We start from the raw sequence: 21,499 nt of genomic DNA on the forward strand, positions 1-21,499 counted from the left end.
ACTTTTCGCCGCCGATCTCAGGACTTCGGGTTCAACTCCACTTCGAAACGGCAGCCGTTGGGTTCCATCGTGCTGAGGCTCACCGTCCAGCCCTGGTCCTCACAGATCCGCTGCACCAGTGACAGCCCCAGCCCCAGTCCCTCGCCACGCTTTTCGTTACCGCGCACGAACGGCTCGAACATCGCCTCGCGCTTCTCCTCGGGAATGCCTACGCCGCTGTCCTCGACGACAAATCCGGTGGCGGTCAGCGAGACGCGGATAAAGCCCTGATCGGTGTAATGCAAGGCGTTACGCAGCAGATTTCCCATGACGGCAGTCAGGAACGTGGCGTTGTATTGCGTATCGGTGGTTTGCCCTGGTTCGAAGATCAAGGTCAGACCCTTGGATTCGATCGGCGCGCGCCAGACCCCGAGGAGGTTTTCCGCGACCTGCCCCAGCGTCGAGCGAGGCGACATGCCGTTGTCCTCGCGTTGGGCCCGGGCAAGCATCAGGAAGGTCTGCACCAGTTCGCGCATTTCTTCGCTGGCGCGGTTGATGCGTTCGACCTGGGTGCGACCACGCTGGTCCAGCGCCGGATTCTCCAGCAGCAATTCGCAGGAGGTGGCGAGGATCATCAACGGCGTGCGCAGTTCGTGACTCACGTCACTGGTGAACAAACGTTCCCGGGTCAGCGCCTGGCGCAACCGGCCCAGCGTGGCATCGAACGCCACGGCCAGCTCGCCCACTTCATCAGCAGCGTAATCCGGCGCCAATGGCGGGGCGAGCCCGAGCAACTGGTCGCGATGCCGCACCTGCCGGGCCAGACGTACCACCGGCGCCATCACCCGGCGTGCCAGGACCCAGCCCAGGAACACCGCGAGCGCCAGACTGAGGACGAAGCCCACCAGCACCACGGCAAACAGCACCCGCTCGCGCTCCTCGAAATCGCTCTGGTCCTGCAACAGTACGTAATGCCGACCGTCAACAATCTCTACCATCGCGTGATAGGACAGCTGTTCGCGAAATACTTCGTGAAAGCCACGTTGCAGGTGACGCAGGTCCCTGGGCAACTCGAAGTCTCCCGGGCCGCCGCTGAAATAGAACAGCTGGTCGGGTTCCGGGCGATGACTCCAGTCGGAAACGCTGTCCATCAACAGCAGGCGTTGCAGGTCGCCTCCGAGCCCGGCGGAAATCAGTTTTTCTTCCACCAGATGGACCGTTGCCACGATGCCCAGTGCAAACGCTCCCGCCACCAATGCGCTCATCAGCGCAAAAGCGATGATGATCCGTTGCGCAAGGCTTTGCTTAAACTCCATCTCGGCCCTCGGCCAACCGATAGCCGACGCCGTGCACAGTGTGCAGCAACGGTTTTTCAAACGGTTTGTCGATCACCTGGCGCAATTGGTGGACATGGCTGCGCAGGCTGTCGCTATCCGGGCAGTCATCGCCCCACAGGGCTTCTTCGAGGATCTCGCGCCGCAGCACGTGGGGGCTTTTCTGCATCAGTACCGCCAGCAACTTGAGGCCCACGGGGTTGAGCTTGAGCAGCTTGCCTTCCCGGGTCACTTCCAACGTATCGAGGTCGTAGCTCAGGTCGCCGACTTGCAACGCGCGTCGGCCACCGCCCTGGGCACGCCGCATGACCGCTTCGATCCGCGCCGCCAGCTCCGACAAGGCAAAGGGCTTGACCAGGTAATCATCCGCCCCGGATTTGAAACCCTGCAAACGATCATCCAACTGATCCCGCGCGGTGAGCATGATCACCGGGGTATCGCGCCGGGCGTCTTCGCGCAGGCGCTTGCACAGCGTATAGCCGTCGATACCCGGCAGCATGATATCCAGCACGATCAAGTCGTAGTGTTCGGTCGCGGCCAGGTGCAGCCCTGACAAACCGTCCTGTGCGCAATCGACCGTGTAGCCCTTGAGGCCCAGGTAGTCGGCCAGGTTGGCCAGAATGTCACGGTTGTCTTCAACCAACAGAATTCGCATGGGCATCTCCTCTGCGCACGGGGCAATCGTCGTGGCCCGCGCAGCTTAAGGCCAAGCGTGGCTTACGGCTAGGGTTGTATACGCAGTGCGAACCACTGTGGGAGCGAGCCTGCTCGCGAAAGCGGTGGACCAGCCGCCATCCAGGTTGAATGTGTCGACCCTTGGCGAGAAGGCTCGCTCAAAAGGATCAAGCGCCCCTGGAGTGTGGCTGCTCGGGGGTTGACGAGTTTTTCACTCAGCCTTCACACCGCCCGAACGCAACGCAGACCAGACTGTGCAACGCGCTGATCACGAAAACTCCCATCAAAGGTACTGCCATGGTTTCCACTGCCATCCGCCCCGCTTCCAGGCGCCTGAATTTTTGGGTTGCCCTGGGCTTGCCCGCTGTGGTCGCAGCCAGTCTGGGGTTGCTGGAACTGACCACCCTGGACATGAACGTAGCCAAGCTGTTTTACGATCCGACGGCGGGTGGATTTATCGGTCGACACAGTTTTTTCCTGGAAGACATCCTGCACGACCGGGCCAAACAGCTGGTCATCGGGTTTTCCGTGCTGGCGGTCGTGGGGTTTGTCGCCTCGTTTTTTATCGCTCGGCTCAAGCCGTACAAACGTGAGCTGGGTTGCCTGGTCCTGTCGCTGGCATTGGCGACTGCGTTTGTCACACCTTTGAAGGCAGCGACGGCGGTGCAATGCCCATGGAGTCTCAAGGAGTTTGGCGGCAAGGAAACCTACAGTGAGCTACTGAGCCCACGTCCGGCTACCGACAAGCCCGGCCGATGCTGGCCCGGCGGGCATGCCGCCACCGGCTTCACGCTGTTCGCGCTGTTCTTCGTACTGCGTGACCGTCGCCCACGCCTCGCACGCCAGGCGCTGGTGTTCGCCTTTGCCCTGGGCACGGTGTTTTCCATGGGACGCATGATGCAAGGGGCGCACTTCTTCTCCCACAACGTATGGACAGCGGTGTTCTGCTGGCTGATTTGCCTGGGGTGTTATTACTGCGTTCTGTACCGACCAGTTTCCACACCTGAACGTGTCGCTGTCACCAGTCCCGCCAATGCCTGAACTGAACCACGTCCCAATGTGGGAGCGAGCTTGCTCGCGATAGCGGTGGATCAGTGCCGGATAATTAGCTGACACACCGTAATCGCGAGCAAGCTCGCTCCCACATTGGGATTGGAGTCGTTCATGAATCCGCACCAATAAAAAACCCCACCTGCTTTCACAGGCGGGGTTTTTCGCTACAGGGGTAAGGCTGGCTTACATCATGCCGCCCATGCCACCCATGCCGCCCATGTCTGGCATGCCGCCGCCAGCTGGAGCGTCGTCCTTGATTTCAGCGATCATCGCCTCGGTGGTGATCATCAGGCTGGCAATCGACGAAGCCGCTTGCAGAGCCGAACGAGTCACTTTGGCCGGGTCCAGGATACCCATTTCGATCATGTCGCCGTATTCGCCGGTGGCAGCGTTGTAACCGTAGTTACCCGAACCCTGCTTGACCTTGTCAACCACTACGCTTGGCTCGTCGCCGGAGTTGGCAACGATCTGGCGCAGAGGTGCTTCAACAGCGCGACGCAGCAACTGGATGCCAACGTTCTGGTCATCGTTGTCGCCTTTCAGCTCGCTGATGGCTTGTAGGGCACGAACCAGTGCCACGCCGCCGCCAGGCACCACGCCTTCTTCGACGGCTGCGCGGGTTGCGTGCAGGGCGTCTTCAACGCGGGCTTTCTTCTCTTTCATTTCAACTTCGGAACCGGCGCCAACCTTGATCACCGCAACACCGCCGGACAGCTTGGCCAGACGCTCTTGCAGTTTTTCGCGGTCGTAGTCGGACGAAGTCTCGGCCACTTGTGCGCGGATCTGGGTGACACGAGCCTGGATATCGGCATCGTTGCCAGCACCGTCGATCACGGTGGTGTTTTCCTTGGACAGGATAACGCGCTTGGCGTTACCCAGGTGCTCCAGGGTGGTGCTTTCCAGGCTCAGGCCGATCTCTTCGGAGATAACGGTACCGCCGGTCAGTACGGCGATGTCCTGCAGCATGGCCTTGCGACGGTCGCCGAAGCCTGGAGCCTTGACGGCTGCAACCTTGACGATGCCACGCATGTTGTTCACGACCAGGGTCGCCAGGGCTTCGCCTTCGACATCTTCAGCCACGATCAGCAGAGGGCGGCCGGCTTTGGCAACGGCTTCCAGCACTGGCAGCATTTCGCGGATGTTGGAGATCTTCTTGTCGACCAGCAGGATCAGCGGGCTGTCCAGCTCGGCAACCATGGTGTCCGGCTTGTTGACGAAGTATGGCGACAGGTAGCCACGGTCGAACTGCATGCCTTCTACAACCGACAGTTCGTTTTCCAGGCCCGAGCCTTCTTCAACGGTGATCACGCCTTCCTTGCCGACTTTTTCCATGGCTTCGGCAATGATGTCGCCGATGGAGTTGTCGGAGTTGGCGGAGATGGTACCTACCTGGGCGATAGCCTTGGAGTCAGCGCAAGGTTTGGCCAGACCCTTCAGTTCCTTGACGATGGCGATGGTCGCCTTGTCGATGCCGCGCTTGAGGTCCATCGGGTTCATGCCGGCAGCGACGGCTTTGAGGCCTTCGTTGACGATCGATTGAGCCAGTACGGTCGCGGTGGTGGTACCGTCGCCGGCGTCATCGTTGGCACGGGAGGCAACGTCCTTGACCAGCTGCGCGCCCATGTTTTCGAAACGATCTTTCAGCTCGATTTCCTTGGCTACGGAAACGCCGTCCTTGGTGATGGTCGGAGCGCCGAAGCTCTTCTCGATGATCACGTTACGGCCTTTCGGGCCGAGGGTCGCTTTTACTGCGTCAGCCAGGACGTTGACACCGGCGAGCATTTTCTTGCGGGCGGAATCGCCGAATTTAACTTCTTTAGCAGCCATGATCGATATTCCTTAAATACTTTGTAGTAGTAGCGGGAAAATGAGCGGGGAAATCAGCCTTCGAGAACGGCGAGGATTTCGTTCTCGCTCATTACCAACAGGTCTTCGCCGTCGACTTTCACAGTGTTGCTGCCGGAGTAAGGGCCGAACACAACCTTGTCACCCACTTTCACGGCCAGCGCACGTACTTCACCGTTTTCCAGAGCCTTGCCCGGACCTACAGCGAGAACTTCACCGTGGTTGGCTTTCTCAGCAGCCGAACCTGGCAGGACGATACCGCCAGCGGTTTTCTTCTCTTCTTCGCTGCGACGGATGACGACGCGGTCATGCAGAGGACGAAGCTTCATTGTCGATCTCTCCTAATTTTGGTTTTCATCGGCCGGTGTAGTCCCGGCGGGTTTAACAAAAGCCGGCGGAGCCGGGGTGCGGTTCGTCAAGCGAACCGCGGAAGTCTGTCCGGTGTCGCCACCGGAAACCTTGCGGTGACCCATACATAAGGGCGTGCAAGACGATTACAAGGGTCGAGGGTGAAATTTTTTACTGAACGAGCGCTAAAACGAACACGGCACCCGAAGGTGCCGTATCGCTGGCTGCCGTGTCACTGAAAGCTACTTGGGGTCGCGGTGTTCGAATTCGCCTTCGATCACGTTGGGCTCACGGCCCACCGGTTCGCGCGGCGTCGGACCGCCACGGGGTTGGAGATCATCGGCGAAAGCCCGCTGGCGCATCGCCTGTTCTTCGGCGCGCTGGCGCATCTTGTTGGCCAGCAACCGGCGCGTGAAGGGCAGCAGCAAGACCAGGCCCAGCACGTCGCTGATGAAGCCCGGCAGGATCAACAGACCACCACCCAACGCGAGCATCAGGCCTTCGAGCATGGTCTGGGCGGGCAGCTCGCCACGGGTCAGGCTTTCACGGGCACGCAGCGCCGTGGCCAGGCCGGCGATGCGCAGCACGAACACGCCGAGCATCGAGCCGAGAATGACCAGCAGCAACGCCGGGAAGAACCCGATCGCAGCGCTGACCTTGACGAATACGAACAGCTCCAACACCGGGAACAGCAGAAAGAGCAATAAAAAAGGGCGCATCAAATGGTTCCTCAACGCAAGAATGCCTTGCTATGAAAACCTAAATGACGTCGCCCTTTCGTGAATTCAAGCATCAACCTCGGCATTTTTTGGCCATTGCTCGGCGTGAGCCAGGTAAACCAAGGCTTCGCGCACTTGTGTCGGCGTGTTGCAAGGCGCTGCAAACGGCAACCAGTGCAGACCCTGCCCAATGCGCAGGTGCATGCCTTCGCTGTCGATACCGACCATTTGCGCGGGTTGGTTTTTTGGCAGGCCGCTCAACTCCACGTAGTGGGCGATGGCCTTGGCGTGATCGGCATTCATGTGTTCGATCATGCTCGCTTCGGCCTTGCTGGCGAAGGGATTGGCCAGGGTGATCTGGTCGATCCAGTGAATCGCGCCGAAGCCGCCGATATAACGATGGCGCACCGGGTGGAGAACCCAGAAATCGAAATCGTGGGCCTTATGGTAGTTCTGCGATTCGGGGAAATAGCGGTAATAACGCTCGGCGGCGGCCTCGATGGCGGCGCTGTCTTCGAGCTTCTGCGCTTCGGCCAGATAGGTCAGGCGCCCGACGGCCTGAACATCCTCGGCGCCCCGCTCTCCCACCAGCATTGAGCATTTAGGGTCTTTTTGCAGATTGTGGGTGTGCTGGGCGATGCGGCTGATGAGTATCAACGGCAGGCCTTGCGCGTCCAGGCAATACGGCACAACGGAGCCGAACGGAAAGCCGGGCATCGATTTGGAATGGGTGGAGAGCATGCCCCGATATTCCTTGAGCAGCAATTCGCGGGCATGCTTGGCAGCTTCAACGCTCAATTTATGACTCCTTTAATAAAATTCGTCTAGAAAACGGTCGGTTGACTGGAGTAATGTTCTGACGCACCTTCGGGCCGGTATCCTCGCGCAGCCGCGCTACACCGCGGCAAATCGAGACCCGCCCAACCCCTCCACCGCTGCGCCACCTGGACATGAGAATGCAACTCACTGACAAAGTAATCATTATCACCGGCGGTTGCCAGGGCCTGGGTCGCTCCATGGCCGAGTATTTCGCCGGCAAGGGTGCAAAGCTCGCGCTGGTGGACCTCAATCAGGAAAAACTCGACCAGGCGGTCGCCGCCTGCGCCGCCAAGGGCGTCGAGGCGCGTGCGTACCTGTGCAACGTGGCCAACGAAGATCAGGTGATCGACATGGTTGCCCGGGTGGCCGAGGACTTCGGCGCGATCCACGGGCTGATCAACAACGCCGGTATCCTGCGCGACGGCCTGCTGCTCAAGGTCAAGGACGGTGAAATGACCAGGATGAGCCTGGCCCAGTGGCAGGCGGTGATCGACGTCAACCTCACCGGCGTATTCCTGTGCACCCGCGAAGTGGCGGCGAAAATGGTTGAGCTGAAGAACAACGGCGCGATCATCAATATTTCCTCGATCTCCCGCGCCGGCAACGTCGGCCAGACCAACTATTCGGCGGCCAAGGCCGGCGTCGCGGCCGCTACCGTGACCTGGGCCAAGGAACTGGCGCGCTACGGCATCCGCGTGGCGGGGATTGCCCCGGGCTTCATCGAAACCGAAATGACCCTCGGCATGAAACCCGAAGCCCTCGAAAAAATGACCTCAGGGATTCCGCTCAAGCGCATGGGCAAGCCCGAAGAGATTGCGCACTCGGCGGCGTATATCTTCGAGAACGACTACTACACCGGGCGGATTTTGGAGATGGATGGCGGGCTGCGGATCTGAACCCATCGCACAACAAAATGGACTGACCCAAAAATGTGGGAGCGAGCTTGCTCGCGATGGCGTCGGGTCAGTTTGCATCAATGTTGAATGTCAGACCGCTATCGCGAGCAAGCTCGCTCCCACAATGGAATGTGTTACCGCTTATTCAATCGTCGCTGATAGTGATATTCGGCATCGCCGGCGACGCAGCCTCCTGCAACACGATCCGCGCGCCCACGTGGCGGGCCAGTTCCTGGTAGACCATGGCGATCTGGCTGTCCGGCTCGGCGATGACGGTTGGCTTGCCGCCGTCGGCCTGCTCGCGGATCACCATCGACAGCGGCAACGAAGCCAGCAGCTCGACACCGTACTGGGTCGCCAGTTTTTCACCGCCGCCTTCACCGAACAGATGCTCGGCGTGCCCACAGTTCGAGCAGATGTGCACGGCCATGTTTTCCACCACGCCCAGTACCGGGATGTTCACCTTGCGGAACATCTCCACCCCCTTGCGCGCGTCCAGCAGGGCCAGGTCCTGGGGCGTGGTAACGATCACCGCGCCGGCCACCGGGACTTTCTGCGCGAGGGTCAGCTGGATATCGCCAGTGCCCGGTGGCATGTCGATCACCAGGTAATCCAGGTCGCCCCACGCGGTTTGCGTGACCAGTTGCAGCAAGGCGCCGGAGACCATCGGCCCGCGCCAGACCATCGGTGTGTTGTCATCGGTGAGGAAGGCCATGGACATGACCTCCACGCCATGGGATTGCAGCGGTACGAACCACTTCTGGTCCTTGACCTGCGGCCGGGTGCCTTCGGCGATGCCGAACATGATGCCTTGGCTCGGACCGTAGATATCCGCGTCGAGGATACCGACCTTCGCCCCTTCGCGAGCCAGGGCCAGCGCCAGGTTGGCGGCGGTGGTGGACTTGCCTACGCCGCCCTTGCCCGAGGCCACGGCAATGACGTTCTTGACGTTCGCCAACCCCGGCACCTGGGCTTGGGCCTTGTGGGCGGAAATCACGCTGGTAACCTGGACTCTGGCGCTCGCCACGCCATCCAGGCCTTCGATCGCCATTTGCAGCATCTGCGCCCAACCATTCTTGAACAGATCGGCGGCATAACCGATCTCCAGTTCGACGCTGACGCGATCGCCCTGGATATCGATGGCTCGCACGCATCCGGCGCTGACCGGATCCTGGCTCAGGTAGGGGTCGGTGTACTGGCGAAGGACGGCTTCCACCGCTGCGCGATTGACGGCGCTCATGGGCAACTCCGATAACAAGACTTGAAAACAGGCCGCTATCCTACGCCGCACGCTCTCGCGTGGCGACCCGATTACCGCACGAGTGAACAGCTTTGTGGTGAGGGGATTTATCCCCGCTGGACTGCGAAGTAGTCCCAAAACATCCGAACCTGACCAGTCCGATTCACCGAGGCGCCAGGTTTTGTGGGCGCTTCGCACCCCAGCGGGGATAAATCCCCTCGCCACAGTTGTGTCTGGCCGTTACATGGTGGAGCACTCGGAAACAGCCTCGAAAGGTGAAAAAAAGCCGCCGGCGCTTTATAGTGGCCGACCTCCGTTTCATCAAGTAGCCGAGCCCCATGTCCGAGCCACGCAAGATTCTCGTCACCAGCGCCCTGCCCTATGCCAATGGTTCGATTCACCTTGGCCATATGCTGGAATACATCCAGACCGATATGTGGACGCGCTTTCAGAAACATCGCGGCAACCAGTGCATCTACGTCTGCGCCGACGACGCCCACGGTTCGGCCATCATGTTGCGCGCGGAAAAGGAAGGCATCACCCCGGAACAACTGATCGCCAATGTCCAGGCTGAACACAGCGCCGACTTTGCCGAGTTCCTGGTGGACTTCGACAACTTCCACTCCACTCACGCCGAAGAAAACCGTGAGCTGTCGAGCCAGATCTACCTGAAGCTGCGTGACGCCGGGCATATCGCCACCCGTTCGGTCACCCAATATTTCGACCCGGAAAAGAAAATGTTCCTGGCCGACCGCTTCATCAAGGGCACCTGCCCGAAATGCGGCACCGAAGACCAGTACGGCGACAACTGCGAAAAATGCGGCGCTACCTACGCACCGACCGACCTGAAAGACCCGAAATCGGCGATTTCCGGCGCGACGCCGGTACTCAGGGATTCCCAGCACTTCTTCTTCAAGCTGCCGGATTTCCAGGACATGCTGCAGGCCTGGACCCGCAGCGGCACGCTGCACGACGCGGTGGCCAACAAGCTCGCCGAATGGCTCGACTCCGGTTTGCAGGAATGGGACATCTCCCGCGATGCGCCGTATTTCGGCTTCGAAATTCCTGGCGAGCCTGGCAAGTACTTCTATGTATGGCTGGACGCGCCCATCGGCTACATGGCGAGCTTCAAGAACCTTTGCGACCGCACCCCGGAGCTGGATTTCGACGCGTTCTGGGCCAAGGATTCCACGGCCGAGGTGTATCACTTCATCGGCAAGGACATCGTCAATTTCCACGCGCTGTTCTGGCCCGCCATGCTCGAAGGCGCCGGTTTCCGCAAGCCGACCGGCATCAACGTCCACGGCTACCTGACCGTCAACGGCCAGAAGATGTCCAAGTCCCGCGGCACCTTCATCAAGGCGCGGACGTACCTGGATCACCTGTCGCCGGAATACCTGCGCTACTACTACGCGGCCAAGCTCGGCCGTGGCGTCGACGACCTCGACCTGAACCTCGAGGACTTCGTGCAGAAGGTCAACTCCGACTTGGTGGGCAAGGTCGTCAACATCGCCAGCCGTTGCGCCGGGTTCATCCACAAGGGCAACGCCGGCGTGCTGGTGGCGGGTAACGCCGCGCCGGAACTCACCGACGCTTTCCTGGCTGCCGCGCCAAGCATCGCCGAGGCCTACGAGAGCCGCGACTTTGCCCGCGCCATGCGTGAAATCATGGCCCTGGCCGACCGCGCCAACGCCTGGATCGCCGACAAGGCCCCATGGTCGCTGGCCAAGCAGGAAGGCAAGCAGGACGAAGTCCAGGCGATCTGCGCCTTGGGCATCAACCTGTTCCGCCAGTTGGTGATCTTCCTCAAGCCGGTGTTGCCATTGCTGGCCGCCGATGCCGAAGCGTTCCTGAACGTTGCGCCGCTGACCTGGAACGATCACCAGACGCTGCTGAGCAACCATCAACTGAACGCGTTCAAGCCGTTGATGACCCGCATCGACCCGGCCAAGGTCCAGGCCATGATCGACGCGTCCAAGGAAGACCTCGCCGCCAGCCAGACCGACACCGGCGCCCCCGCCGGCAACGGCGAGCTGACCAAGGACCCGCTGTCGCCGGAAATCGATTTCGATGCCTTCGCCGCCATCGACTTGCGCGTGGCGCTGATCGTCAAGGCTGAAGCCGTTGAAGGCGCCGACAAACTGTTGCGCCTGACCCTGGACATCGGCGATGAACAGCGCAACGTGTTCTCCGGGATCAAGAGCGCCTACCCGGATCCAGCCAGGCTCGAAGGCCGGCTGACGATGATGATCGCCAACCTCAAGCCGCGCAAAATGCGCTTCGGCATTTCCGAAGGCATGGTCATGGCGGCCGGTCCTGGCGGCGAAGAAATCTACCTGCTGAGCCCCGACAGCGGCGCCAAGCCGGGTCAGCGGATCAAATAACGCGACTGCGCGCTGTACCGATCCCACAGTCGCTGTCGAGCGGCTGTGGGATTTTCATATCTGGCCCGCCCTCGCGGCGTGCCGGATAATGCCTGATCCTTTAACCGGCTCCCCTGTTGCCCCATGCCCATGACCGACATTCTTCTCTCGCTGTTCAGCGCTGCCCTGATCAACAACCTCGTGTTGCATTGGCCGCTGGGCGTCGATCCGCTGCTGGCAGTCAAGGAGCGGAGCCGGGTACACGCCCTTGGCCTGGCGACAGCCTGCCTGATGCTGGTCGTCGGGACCCTCGGTTATCTGCTCGACCGCTGGCTGCTGGTTCCGGCGCAGCTGACATCGCTACGGTTATTCGTATGGCTGCCCCTGAGCGTGCTGCTGATCAGCCCGTTGCTGCGCCTGCTGACGCATTGGCTGCCGGCGCAGCCGTTCGATGGCTTGTGGCCGCTGCTGCTCGGCAACGCCGGCATACTGGGCGTCACGCTGCTCAACAGCCGGAACGACCAAGGCCTGGGCCAGGCCATGGCCTTCAGCCTGGGCGCCGGGCTGGGTTTCTGGCTGGTCTTGAGCCTGTTCGATGATCTGCGCCAGCGAGTCCAGGATAACGATGTTCCCTTGCCATTTCGGGGCCTGCCAATCCAGTTGATCAGCGTCGGATTGATGGCGGTGGCATTTCTCGGATTGCGCGGGTTGGTCAAGACATGAACCTGATTCAACGTATCGACGCCCTGCTGCCGCAGACCCAATGCGGCAAGTGCGGCCATCCCGGCTGCAAGCCTTACGCCGAAGGCATCGCCCAGGGCGAACCGATCAACAAATGCCCACCCGGCGGACGCGAAACCATCGCCGCCCTGGCCGAGCTGATGACCGTGCCGGTACTCGAACTGGACGCCAGCCGTGGCGCGGCCCCGGCGCAGATCGCGTATATCCGCGAAGCCGAATGCATCGGCTGCACCAAGTGCATCCAGGCTTGCCCGGTGGACGCGATTGTTGGCGCGGCCAAGCTGATGCACACCGTTCTTATCGATGAGTGCACCGGCTGCGACCTCTGCGTGGCGCCTTGTCCGGTGGATTGCATCGAGATGCGCCCACTGCCGATGGCAACCGTAACGCCGGTCGTCGGTGGCCTGGCCTCCACCATCGAAGAGCAGCAGGCGCGGACCGCCAAGCGCAATCACGCCCGCCGCCGCTTCGAGCTGCGCAATGCGCGCCTGCGCCGAGACGAAGAGCAGCGCCTGGCCGAGCGCCTGGCCCGAGCCCAGCGCAACGTTCAACCAGCCCAGGCCCAGCCACTTGATCCGGTGCAGGCTGCGCTGGAACGAGTGCGCGCGCAAAAAGCCGCCTGCGCCGACGCCGCCCTGAAAAAAGCCAAGGTCGACCTGGCGATGAGTCGGGCACAGTTGAATAAATCCTTGAAAGCGTTCGGCCATCCACCGACCTTCGAACAACAATCACAATTGATCGTGCTGCAACGCCAATTCGAAGCGGCAGAGCAGGCTTTGGCAAGACTGGAAGGCAGCGCGGCGCCCGCCGCCCCGGCACCGATGCAGAGTGCTGAATTGAAGCGGGCCAAGATCCAGCTGGCGATGCGTCGCGCCGAACTCGGCAAGGCCCGGGCTGCCGCGGCTTCCGCCGAACAGCTACAGGCACTGGAACAAGCGGTGGAAGACGCCCAACGGCAGGTGGACGCCCATGCTACGCCCTGATCCGGTGGACGAGCGGCTGCGGCAAGCGATGCGACGGGTGCTGCTGGCGATGCTGCCCGGCGTGCTGGCGATGGTCTGGTTTTATGGCTGGGGCGTGGCGCTGAACCTGCTGTTGTCGGCCCTCGCCGCGCTGGCCGTCGAGGCGCTGGCGTTGCGTCTGCGACGACGCCCCCTCAGGTCCGGCCTGAGCGACGGTAGCGCACTGGTCAGCGCCGCGCTGCTGGCCATGGCCTTGCCGGCGTATTGCCCATGGTGGCTGACCGTCACGGCCGCTGCCGGCGCCTTGCTGTTCGGCAAGCACTTATGGGGCGGGCTCGGCAGCAATCCCTTCAATCCGGCGATGCTCGGGTATGCCCTGGTGCTGGTGGCGTTTCCCCAGCACCTGAGCCAATGGCCCGCTCCCCGTGACATGGACTTTCTCGAAGGCCTGCGACAAGTCGCCGGCATTGCCCAGCCGCCCGACGGATGGGCCGGCGCCACGGCGCTGGACAGTCTGCGAATCAACACAAGCCTGACCGTCGACGAACTGTTCGCCAGCAATCCTGCGTTCGGTCGTTGGGGTGGGCGCGGGGTCGAGTGGGTCAACCTGGCCTTCCTCGCCGGAGGCCTGTTCCTGCTGCAACAGCGTGTGTTCAGTTGGCACGCGCCGGTGGGCATGCTTGCCAGCCTGTTCACCCTGAGCCTGCTGTGTTGGAACGGCTTGGGCTCGGACTCCCATGGCTCGCCGCTGTTTCATCTGGTGACCGGGGCAACCATGCTGGGCGCATTCTTCATCGTCACCGAACCGGTGTCAGGCGCCAAGGCCCCGCTCGCCCGACTGTTGTTCGGTGCCGGCGTGGGCGCGCTGGTCTACCTGATTCGCACCTGGGGCGGCTATCCGGATGGCGTGGCGTTTGCCGTGCTGCTGATGAACCTCGGCGTGCCTGCGCTGGACCGTCTCGCCGAGGCACGACAAAGGCGAGCGCTGACATGAAAAGACCCGGCGGCGTGCTGATCCTGATCGTCCTGGCCGGCCTCGGCATCGGCGCCACGTACCTCATGCAGATCAGTCTGGCCGGACGCATCGAAGCCCAACGGCAAGCCTTGGCCGGCCGGACCTTGCTCGAGGTTTTGCCCTTTGAGCGGTATGACAACCAGCCGTTGGCGCAACCGGTCATGACGACGCCGGTTGAGTTGAGCCACAGCCGGTTGCTGGGCGGTTACCTGGCGACCCGCAACGGCCAGCCCAGCGCGGTGCTGTTGCGCAGCCAGGTGCTGGGCTATGAGGGCAGCATCGAATTGATGATCGCCATTGATCCCAGCGGCCGCCTGCTTGGCGTTAAAACCCTGCGCCAGTCGGAAACACCCGGCCTGGGCGCGGTAATCGCCGACTGGCCGAATACCTGGCTGCAGACATTCACCGGAACGTCGCGCAAGGCACCGACCGATGACGGCTGGGCCTTCAAAAAGGACCAGGGCCAGTTCGATCAATTGGCCGGCGCGACGGTGACATCCCGCGCGGTGCTCCAGGCGATCCACGATGCGCTGCGTTATTTCGATGAGCACCAGGCCCACCTGACCGGAGCGAGTGCCAATGAATAAGCCGGTACTGACCCGGGGCCTGCTGCTCGTGCCCTTGGTGGGCGCAAGCAGCTCGCTGACGAATGCGCTGGGCGTGTGGCTGGCCTGGGTTTTGATCAGCTTCGGCCATGGCTGGGCCATGACGCTGGCCGGGCCACGCTGCACGACTTATCAGCGGCTCGTTGCCGCTATCCTGCTGGCCGCAGCCTTGAGTGCTTGCGCAAGCCTGGTCGCGCAGGCCTGGCTGCCGGAGTGGTATGCATCGTCAAGCCTTTACCTCGGCTGGATCGCCTTGAGCTGCGTAGCGCTGGATCAAGCGCCTGAGGACGAATCCCGGGTAGCTGACCGCCTCAGGCTGGCGGGCCAGTCTGGCCTCCTGATGGCCATTCTGAGCGCCCTGCGCGAATTGATTGGCAATGGCGTCCCACTGGCCCTGCTGGCTCCCGGCGGGTTCATCCTGCTCGGCCTGCTGCTGGCGGCCCACCAGGCCTGGACGGCCAGCAAACCCCATCCACCCCTTGAGGAAACGCCGCGCCCATGAACGCCGCAAAACGCCTGGAAATATTCCGTCGCTTTCATGAAGACAACCCGGAGCCGAAAACCGAACTGGCCTACTCCTCGCCCTTCGAGCTGCTGATCGCGGTAATTCTGTCGGCCCAATCCACCGACGTCGGCGTCAACAAGGCCACGGCCAAGCTGTTTCCCGTGGCCAATACGCCGCAAGCGATCCACGCCTTGGGGGTCGAAGGGTTGTCGGAATACATCAAGACCATAGGGCTGTTCAACAGCAAGGCCAAGAACGTCATCGAGACCTGCCGCCTGCTGATGGAGCGCCACGGCGGCGAGATCCCGCAGACCCGCGAAGAGCTGGAAGCGCTTCCAGGCGTCGGCCGCAAGACCGCCAACGTGGTGCTCAACACCGCGTTTCGTCAGCTGACGATGGCAGTCGACACGCACATTTTCCGCGTCAGCAACCGTACCGGGATTGCTCCGGGCAAAAATGTCGTGGAAGTGGAAAAGAAACTGATGAAATTCGTCCCCAAGGAATACCTCCTGGATTCCCACCACTGGCTCATCCTCCATGGGCGTTACGTCTGCCTGGCGAGAAAGCCCCGTTGCGGCAGCTGCCGAATCGAAGACCTGTGCGAATACAAGCACAAGACATCTGACGATTGAGGCGCTATTGCTTTCTTTGATCGAGCGATTGAAAAAATCTTTTTTACCCGCCGCAGGTTTATCGCTATAAGGAGCGCCAATGGCAGTCTTAGCCTGGAGTCGAACCCATGAGCGCTGGCAAAGAACAACTGGATGTAGAAGACGATTTCATCGCCGTCGAGGCTGACGATGCGGAACCTGTGGTCGTGGAAGTGGCGAAAACCAACCTGAGCAAACGTCGCACCATCGATAACCTGCTGGAAGAGCGTCGCTTGCAGAAACAATTGGCCGACTATGATTTTGACCTCTGACTCGTAAAAGCCTCCCTGACGGAGGCCTTTTACCGAGCACGTGGGGCTGTGGACTCACACCAATCCGTTACGCTGTGCCAGCTCGATCAGGTCGACCAGCGAGCGGGCATTGAGCTTCAACAACAGTCGGGTCTTGTAGGTACTCACTGTCTTGTTGCTCAGGAACATCCCGTCGGCAATCTCCTTGTTGGTCCTTCCACGGGCCAGCTGCTGCAGGACCATCATCTCTCGCCCGGACAAACGATCGACCATATCCGACTCGCTGGCGTTGCCCAGGCTCGAACGCACGGTATGCAACGCCTGGTTGGGAAAATAACTGTAGCCCGAGAGCACCGCTTTTATTGCACTCAACAACTCGGTCAGGTCCTGTTGCTTGCACACATAACCGGCCGCTCCCATCTGCATGCATCGCATCGAGAAATGCCCTGGCGACTGAGAGGTGAGCACCAGCACCTTGAGCGGCGAAGGATTGGTGGTCAGGCGCGCGATAACCTCCAGTCCGTCCAACTTCGGGATCCCGATATCGAGAACAACGATGTCGGGCATTTTATCGCGCGCCAGCTGTAACGCATCGACGCCATTATCTGTTTCCGCGATGACTTCATATCCATGGCGCTCCATTAACAAACGTACAGCAAGACGAATGACGGGGTGATCATCCACGATCAGCACTTTATTCATGGGCAAATCCAACTTAGCTGTTCGAATTTTTAGAGCACGCACAATAGCGTAGTCATTTCACCCGTGGGATGCCGCTGTAGCAAGCCGTTCGCACCGAAAGACATAACTTACAAGCAATGCAGAAAAATCCTACAAATAACCCGTGAAATAACGCGCCATGATTTTTTCCATCGCAGCGATGGAGTGATTCTGACGCGCCACACCTCCCCGAGAACAGCTTGATTTCGTCAAAAAACACACCCGACTGTTATTACACGTGGGACTTTTCTCATAAAAATTAATTGATTTATTCACGCACAAACGCCTGCCTCGCCCAGGAAAAACTTCCATGGAGAGCGAGCCAGCTCAACAACGTTATTTCCGAAGACTATTTGCGCTTACTCAATTCAACAACTTTACTTTTGTTATAAGCCAGAAAAAGCGATCAAGGATATTCCCCGGCAATAACATTATTCAGGACGAGACAATGCGCAAAAAAAAAGGCCTGCGCAGGGCAGGCCTTTTTTGAGCAGCCGGGTCAGAACAGTTTGCGACCCTTATTCGCCGCGATGCGCATGCGCAGGGCGTTGAGCTTGATGAAGCCGGCCGCGTCGGCCTGGTTGTAGGCGCCACCGTCTTCTTCGAAGGTCGCGATGTTGGCGTCGAACAGCGACTCGTCGGACTTGCGCCCGGTCACGATCACGTTGCCCTTGTACAGCTTCAGGCGCACTACGCCGTTCACGTGGGCCTGGGAAGCATCAATCATCTGTTGCAGCATCAGACGCTCCGGGCTCCACCAGTAGCCGGTGTAGATCAGGCTGGCGTACTTGGGCATCAACTCATCTTTCAGGTGAGCCACTTCGCGGTCCAGGGTGATCGACTCGATCGCCCGGTGAGCACGCAGCATGATGGTGCCGCCAGGGGTTTCGTAGCAGCCACGGGATTTCATGCCGACATAGCGGTTTTCAACGATGTCCAGGCGACCGATGCCGTGTTCGCCGCCGATACGGTTCAGCGTCGCGAGGACGGTGGCCGGGCTCATTTCCACGCCGTCGAGGGCAACGATATCGCCGTTGCGATAGGTCAGCTCAAGGTATTGCGGGGTATCGGGAGCCTTCTCCGGGGAGACGGTCCAACGCCACATGTCTTCTTCGTGCTCGGTCCAGGTGTCTTCCAGCACGCCGCCTTCATAGGAGATGTGCAGCAGGTTGGCATCCATCGAATACGGGGATTTTTTCTTGCCGTGACGCTCGATCGGGATCGCATGCTTCTCGGCGTAGTCCATCAGTTTTTCACGGGACAGCAGGTCCCACTCGCGCCACGGGGCGATGACTTTGACGCCTGGCTTGAGAGCATAGGCGCCCAGCTCGAAACGTACCTGGTCGTTGCCCTTGCCGGTAGCACCGTGGGAAATGGCGTCGGCGCCGGTTTCGTTGGCGATTTCAATCAGGCGCTTGGCGATCAGCGGACGGGCGATGGAGGTACCCAGCAGGTACTCGCCTTCGTAAACAGTGTTGGCGCGGAACATCGGGAACACGAAGTCGCGGACGAACTCTTCGCGCAGGTCATCGATGTAGATTTCCTTGACGCCCATGGCCTGAGCCTTGGCGCGGGCAGGCTCAACTTCTTCGCCCTGCCCCAGGTCAGCGGTGAACGTCACCACTTCACAGTTATAAGTGTCCTGCAGCCACTTGAGGATCACCGAAGTGTCCAGGCCGCCGGAATACGCCAGAACGACCTTGTTTACGTCCGCCATGCCATCACTCCACGGGTTGTACGGAAAGCCGGGAAGTCTAACGTCCAGCGCGGATAATTTACAGAGGCGCGACAGCTTATGACGACGAAGCGACAGATTATGTCGACGGCGCGACGATCAGAATGGCCTCAGGAAGTCCGAGCAGTCGCCGCTGCGGGGGCCACGGCCTTGGTGGGGGCGACCGGCGCCGGAGCCTTGCCGGGTGCCGCAGCGGGCGTCGCCGCAGGCACAGCTGGCGATGCTGGCGGAGTTGGCGTGGCGGGCTGGGCCGCTGGCGCCTGAGTGGCCGCCACTCGATCCAGTTGCACCACCACACGCCGGTTCTTGGCGCGATGGGCGGCGTTGTTATTAGGCACGAGCGGATAACGCTCACCGTGGAAACGCACAGTGAACTGCGATTCCTGGAAGCCATTGGCCTTGAAGAAATCCATGACCGCCAGCGCACGGCGGCGCGACAGCTCACGATTGGTCAAGCGGTTGCCGCTGTTGTCGGAATGCCCATCGAGTTCGATATGGTTGACGCTCGGGTCAGCCTTGATGAAGTCGAGCATGACCTGCAACTGAGCCTTGGCCTGGGCGTCGAGCTCAACCCCCTCGCCGGGAAAGCCGATCTGGGTCTGCTTGATCTGCTCGAAATTCTTCGGCAACAGTTTCGCCACACAGCCCTGATAGTCGCTGAAGGCCTTGTTGAAGCGCACAGGCAACAGGCGAACTTCCGACACCCGGCCATCCTCGGTATTACGCCGGACCACGGGGCTGCGCCCTTCCATCAACCCACTGATCAGGCGTCCCGCCTGGACTTGGGAGCTGTTGAACAAGACGTCTCCGCTGCCGATCCTGACCGACCCCAGGTTGATGTCGCCCCGCCCCGGTTGCCACGGCGCAGCGGCCGCCAGCAGCGTCGCGGAACCGCCACCCAGCACCGGGTTGTAGGCCTTGAGTCGGAACGTGGCCTGCTCGCCCGCCCGGCGGACGAACTCGCCGCTGCCAAAATCGGCGATCGGCTGGCTCAGCCGGCACTCGAACTTGTCGCCTTCGACCGTCCACTCGATGCTCTCCAGACGAGTCTGGAAAGTGAGCGCCATCGCAGGAAGGCTGGCAAACACACTGAGCAAGGCTAGATAACGCTGGCGCACGGGAGGCTCCACTGGCTTTTTACTTACGGAAATCGAAAAACATCGGGCATGACGCCTGTACGAGACATCGCACGGATTCATGGCACACCTGAAGGAGCTATCGGTAACTTGTGGCAAAACTTGATAGCGGGTGCCCGCATCGGTCTTTTCCGGTAGCATTCCCCAGAGTTTGACCCGCCTGGAAGCCCCTCAATGTCCGACCGCCTGACCCTGCTGCGTCCCGACGACTGGCATATTCATCTTCGCGATGGTGCTGTGTTGACCCATACCGTCGCCGATGTCGCGCGCACCTTCGGGCGCGCAATCATCATGCCTAACCTGGTTCCGCCCGTCCGCAACGCCGTCGAGGCCGATGGCTATCGCCAGCGCATCCTGGCCGCACGCCCGGCCGGCAGCCGCTTCGAACCGCTGATGGTGCTTTACCTCACCGACCGCACCCAGCCCGAGGAAATTCGCGAGGCCAAGGCCAGTGGCTTCGTCCACGCGGCCAAGTTGTACCCGGCCGGCGCCACCACCAATTCGGACTCCGGCGTCACCAGCATCGACAAGATCTTCCCGGCGCTCGAAGCGATGGCCGAAGTCGGAATGCCGTTGCTGATCCACGGTGAAGTCACCCGGGGCGATGTCGACGTGTTCGACCGCGAGAAAATCTTCATCGACGAGCACATGCGCCGCGTCGTGGAGCGTTTCCCGACGCTCAAGGTGGTGTTCGAACACATCACCACCGGCGATGCCGTGCAGTTCGTCAACGAGGCCCCGGCCAATGTCGGCGCGACCATTACCGCGCATCACCTGCTTTACAACCGCAACCACATGCTGGTGGGCGGGATCCGGCCGCACTTCTATTGCCTGCCGATCCTCAAGCGCAACACCCACCAGGAAGCCTTGCTCGACGCCGCCACCAGCGGCAGCGCGAAGTTTTTCCTCGGCACGGACTCGGCGCCCCATGCCCGCCATGCCAAGGAAGCCGCCTGCGGTTGCGCCGGTTGCTACACCGCCTATGCCGCCATCGAGATGTACGCCGAAGCGTTCGAGCAGCGCAACGCGCTGGACAAGCTCGAAGGTTTCGCCAGCCTGCACGGTCCGCGCTTCTATGGCCTGCCGGTGAACACCGATAGCATTACCCTGGTCCGCGACGAGTGGACTGCCCCCGCCAGCCTGCCGTTTGGCGAACAGACTGTCATCCCGCTGCGCGCCGGTGAAAAACTGCGCTGGCGCCTGCTGGAGGAAAACGCGTGAGTGAAGATCATTTCGACGACGAACTGGACGGCAACGGTGGTTCCGGCGGCGCTCGCCACCCCATGGCAGCCCGTTTCCGGGGTTACCTGCCGGTCGTGGTCGACGTAGAAACCGGCGGTTTCAACTCGGCCACCGATGCGTTGCTGGAGATTGCCGCGACGACCATCGGCATGGACGAAAAAGGCTTTGTGTTCCCGGACCACACCTATTTCTTCCGCGTTGAACCGTTCGAAGGCGCTAACGTCGAAGCGGCCGCGCTGGAATTCACCGGAATCAAGCTCGACCACCCGCTGCGCATGGCGGTCAGCGAGGAAACGGCACTGACCGACATCTTCCGTGGCGTGCGCAAGGCGCTGAAGGCCAACGGTTGCAAGCGCGCGATCCTGGTCGGTCACAACAGCAGCTTTGACCTGGGCTTCCTTAACGCCGCCGTTGCGCGACTGGACATGAAGCGCAACCCATTCCACCCGTTTTCCAGCTTCGACACGGCGACCCTGGCCGGCCTGGCGTACGGCCAGACCGTATTGGCCAAGGCCTGCCAGGCCGCCGACATCGATTTCGACGGCCGCGAAGCCCACTCGGCCCGCTATGACACCGAGAAGACTGCCGAGCTGTTCTGCGGCATCGTCAATCGCTGGAAGGAAATGGGCGGCTGGCAGGATTTCGACGACTGATATCGGCACTGGC

Annotated in this window: 22 protein-coding genes; 12 read left to right on the forward strand and 10 right to left on the reverse strand. The window is 61.1% G+C overall.

The features are described from left to right. Window positions 1-17 precede the first annotated feature (17 nt). Both PSH78_RS20350 and colR read right to left on the reverse strand, forming a co-directional pair. A complete protein-coding gene (locus PSH78_RS20350; RefSeq protein ID WP_305496342.1) occupies window positions 18-1,295 on the reverse strand; it encodes a HAMP domain-containing sensor histidine kinase in 1,278 nt (425 codons plus the stop codon). After that, the gene (gene colR / locus PSH78_RS20355) at window positions 1,285-1,968 is read right to left on the reverse strand and encodes a two-component system response regulator ColR (RefSeq protein WP_030142512.1); all 684 of its coding nucleotides are present in this window, start codon (window positions 1,966-1,968) and stop codon (window positions 1,285-1,287) included. Before colR ends, PSH78_RS20350 begins: the two co-directional genes overlap by 11 nt. A gap of 317 nt (window positions 1,969-2,285) precedes the next feature. Between colR and PSH78_RS20360 the strand changes: the two genes are divergently transcribed. After that, entirely contained in the window at window positions 2,286-3,029 is a 744-nt protein-coding gene (locus tag PSH78_RS20360) for a phosphatase PAP2 family protein (protein WP_305496343.1), read from the forward strand. 195 nt (window positions 3,030-3,224) lie between these two features. On the opposite strand, the gene groL is transcribed toward PSH78_RS20360, so the two are convergent. The 4 genes from groL to PSH78_RS20380 form a co-directional block, all read right to left on the reverse strand. After that, a complete protein-coding gene (gene groL / locus PSH78_RS20365; RefSeq protein WP_181288598.1) occupies window positions 3,225-4,868 on the reverse strand; it encodes a chaperonin GroEL in 1,644 nt (547 codons plus the stop codon). A 53-nt stretch (window positions 4,869-4,921) separates the two neighbouring features. Further along, window positions 4,922-5,215: a co-chaperone GroES gene (locus tag PSH78_RS20370; protein WP_003204913.1), complete on the reverse strand. Its 294-nt coding sequence runs from the start codon at window positions 5,213-5,215 to the stop codon at window positions 4,922-4,924. Window positions 5,216-5,476: 261 nt separating this feature from the next. Continuing rightward, on the reverse strand, window positions 5,477-5,953 hold the full coding sequence (locus tag PSH78_RS20375) for an FxsA family protein (protein ID WP_305496344.1): 477 nt from the start codon (window positions 5,951-5,953) through the stop codon (window positions 5,477-5,479). A gap of 66 nt (window positions 5,954-6,019) precedes the next feature. After that, window positions 6,020-6,751, reverse strand: a complete 732-nt coding sequence (locus tag PSH78_RS20380) for a HugZ family protein (protein WP_305496345.1) — start codon at window positions 6,749-6,751, stop codon at window positions 6,020-6,022. A 158-nt stretch (window positions 6,752-6,909) separates the two neighbouring features. On the opposite strand from PSH78_RS20380, the gene PSH78_RS20385 reads away from it, so the two are divergent. Next, window positions 6,910-7,668, forward strand: a complete 759-nt coding sequence (locus tag PSH78_RS20385; RefSeq protein ID WP_305496346.1) for an SDR family oxidoreductase — start codon at window positions 6,910-6,912, stop codon at window positions 7,666-7,668. 145 nt (window positions 7,669-7,813) lie between these two features. On the opposite strand, the gene apbC is transcribed toward PSH78_RS20385, so the two are convergent. Next, complete coding sequence (apbC, locus tag PSH78_RS20390; protein WP_305496347.1) at window positions 7,814-8,908, reverse strand: iron-sulfur cluster carrier protein ApbC; 1,095 nt, start codon at window positions 8,906-8,908, stop codon at window positions 7,814-7,816. 338 nt (window positions 8,909-9,246) lie between these two features. Here apbC and metG point away from each other — a divergent pair, with 338 nt between their 5' ends. The 8 genes from metG to PSH78_RS20430 all read left to right on the forward strand — a co-directional run bounded on the left by metG (window position 9,247) and on the right by PSH78_RS20430 (window position 16,021). Continuing rightward, window positions 9,247-11,292 (forward strand): methionine--tRNA ligase, encoded by a 2,046-nt coding sequence (metG, locus tag PSH78_RS20395; RefSeq protein ID WP_305496348.1) that lies wholly within the window; start codon window positions 9,247-9,249, stop codon window positions 11,290-11,292. Between the two features lie 129 nt (window positions 11,293-11,421). Then, on the forward strand, window positions 11,422-11,994 hold the full coding sequence (locus tag PSH78_RS20400) for an Rnf-Nqr domain containing protein (protein WP_305496349.1): 573 nt from the start codon (window positions 11,422-11,424) through the stop codon (window positions 11,992-11,994). Continuing rightward, the gene (gene rsxB / locus PSH78_RS20405) at window positions 11,991-12,995 is read left to right on the forward strand and encodes an electron transport complex subunit RsxB (protein WP_305496350.1); all 1,005 of its coding nucleotides are present in this window, start codon (window positions 11,991-11,993) and stop codon (window positions 12,993-12,995) included. The genes PSH78_RS20400 and rsxB overlap by 4 nt, the downstream gene beginning before the upstream one ends. Further along, window positions 12,982-13,968 carry an RnfABCDGE type electron transport complex subunit D gene (locus tag PSH78_RS20410; RefSeq protein WP_305496351.1) on the forward strand — a complete coding sequence of 329 codons (987 nt, stop codon included), beginning with the start codon at window positions 12,982-12,984 and terminating at the stop codon, window positions 13,966-13,968. Before rsxB ends, PSH78_RS20410 begins: the two co-directional genes overlap by 14 nt. Continuing rightward, window positions 13,965-14,576, forward strand: coding sequence for an RnfABCDGE type electron transport complex subunit G (locus PSH78_RS20415; protein WP_305496352.1), 612 nt, complete (start codon window positions 13,965-13,967; stop codon window positions 14,574-14,576). The genes PSH78_RS20410 and PSH78_RS20415 overlap by 4 nt, the downstream gene beginning before the upstream one ends. Further along, window positions 14,569-15,096: an Rnf-Nqr domain containing protein gene (locus PSH78_RS20420; protein ID WP_305496353.1), complete on the forward strand. Its 528-nt coding sequence runs from the start codon at window positions 14,569-14,571 to the stop codon at window positions 15,094-15,096. The genes PSH78_RS20415 and PSH78_RS20420 overlap by 8 nt, the downstream gene beginning before the upstream one ends. Beyond that, window positions 15,093-15,731, forward strand: a complete 639-nt coding sequence (gene nth, locus PSH78_RS20425) for an endonuclease III (RefSeq protein ID WP_305496354.1) — start codon at window positions 15,093-15,095, stop codon at window positions 15,729-15,731. The genes PSH78_RS20420 and nth overlap by 4 nt, the downstream gene beginning before the upstream one ends. Window positions 15,732-15,838: 107 nt before the next feature. After that, entirely contained in the window at window positions 15,839-16,021 is a 183-nt protein-coding gene (locus PSH78_RS20430; RefSeq protein ID WP_135846865.1) for a PA3496 family putative envelope integrity protein, read from the forward strand. A 54-nt stretch (window positions 16,022-16,075) separates the two neighbouring features. On the opposite strand, the gene PSH78_RS20435 is transcribed toward PSH78_RS20430, so the two are convergent. The 3 genes from PSH78_RS20435 to PSH78_RS20445 all read right to left on the reverse strand — a co-directional run bounded on the left by PSH78_RS20435 (window position 16,076) and on the right by PSH78_RS20445 (window position 19,573). Further along, complete coding sequence (locus PSH78_RS20435; protein ID WP_305496355.1) at window positions 16,076-16,702, reverse strand: response regulator transcription factor; 627 nt, start codon at window positions 16,700-16,702, stop codon at window positions 16,076-16,078. 517 nt (window positions 16,703-17,219) lie between these two features. Continuing rightward, the gene (locus PSH78_RS20440) at window positions 17,220-18,437 is read right to left on the reverse strand and encodes an argininosuccinate synthase (protein ID WP_003204943.1); all 1,218 of its coding nucleotides are present in this window, start codon (window positions 18,435-18,437) and stop codon (window positions 17,220-17,222) included. 128 nt (window positions 18,438-18,565) lie between these two features. Then, window positions 18,566-19,573: an OmpA family protein gene (locus tag PSH78_RS20445; protein WP_305496356.1), complete on the reverse strand. Its 1,008-nt coding sequence runs from the start codon at window positions 19,571-19,573 to the stop codon at window positions 18,566-18,568. A 192-nt stretch (window positions 19,574-19,765) separates the two neighbouring features. Between PSH78_RS20445 and pyrC the strand changes: the two genes are divergently transcribed. Next, on the forward strand, window positions 19,766-20,812 hold the full coding sequence (gene pyrC, locus PSH78_RS20450) for a dihydroorotase (RefSeq protein ID WP_305496357.1): 1,047 nt from the start codon (window positions 19,766-19,768) through the stop codon (window positions 20,810-20,812). Further along, window positions 20,809-21,486 carry a ribonuclease T gene (gene rnt / locus PSH78_RS20455; protein ID WP_003204947.1) on the forward strand — a complete coding sequence of 226 codons (678 nt, stop codon included), beginning with the start codon at window positions 20,809-20,811 and terminating at the stop codon, window positions 21,484-21,486. Before pyrC ends, rnt begins: the two co-directional genes overlap by 4 nt. The last annotated feature ends 13 nt before the right edge of the window (window positions 21,487-21,499 follow it).

Source organism: Pseudomonas sp. FP198 (assembly GCF_030687895.1).
Taxonomy (GTDB): domain Bacteria; phylum Pseudomonadota; class Gammaproteobacteria; order Pseudomonadales; family Pseudomonadaceae; genus Aquipseudomonas.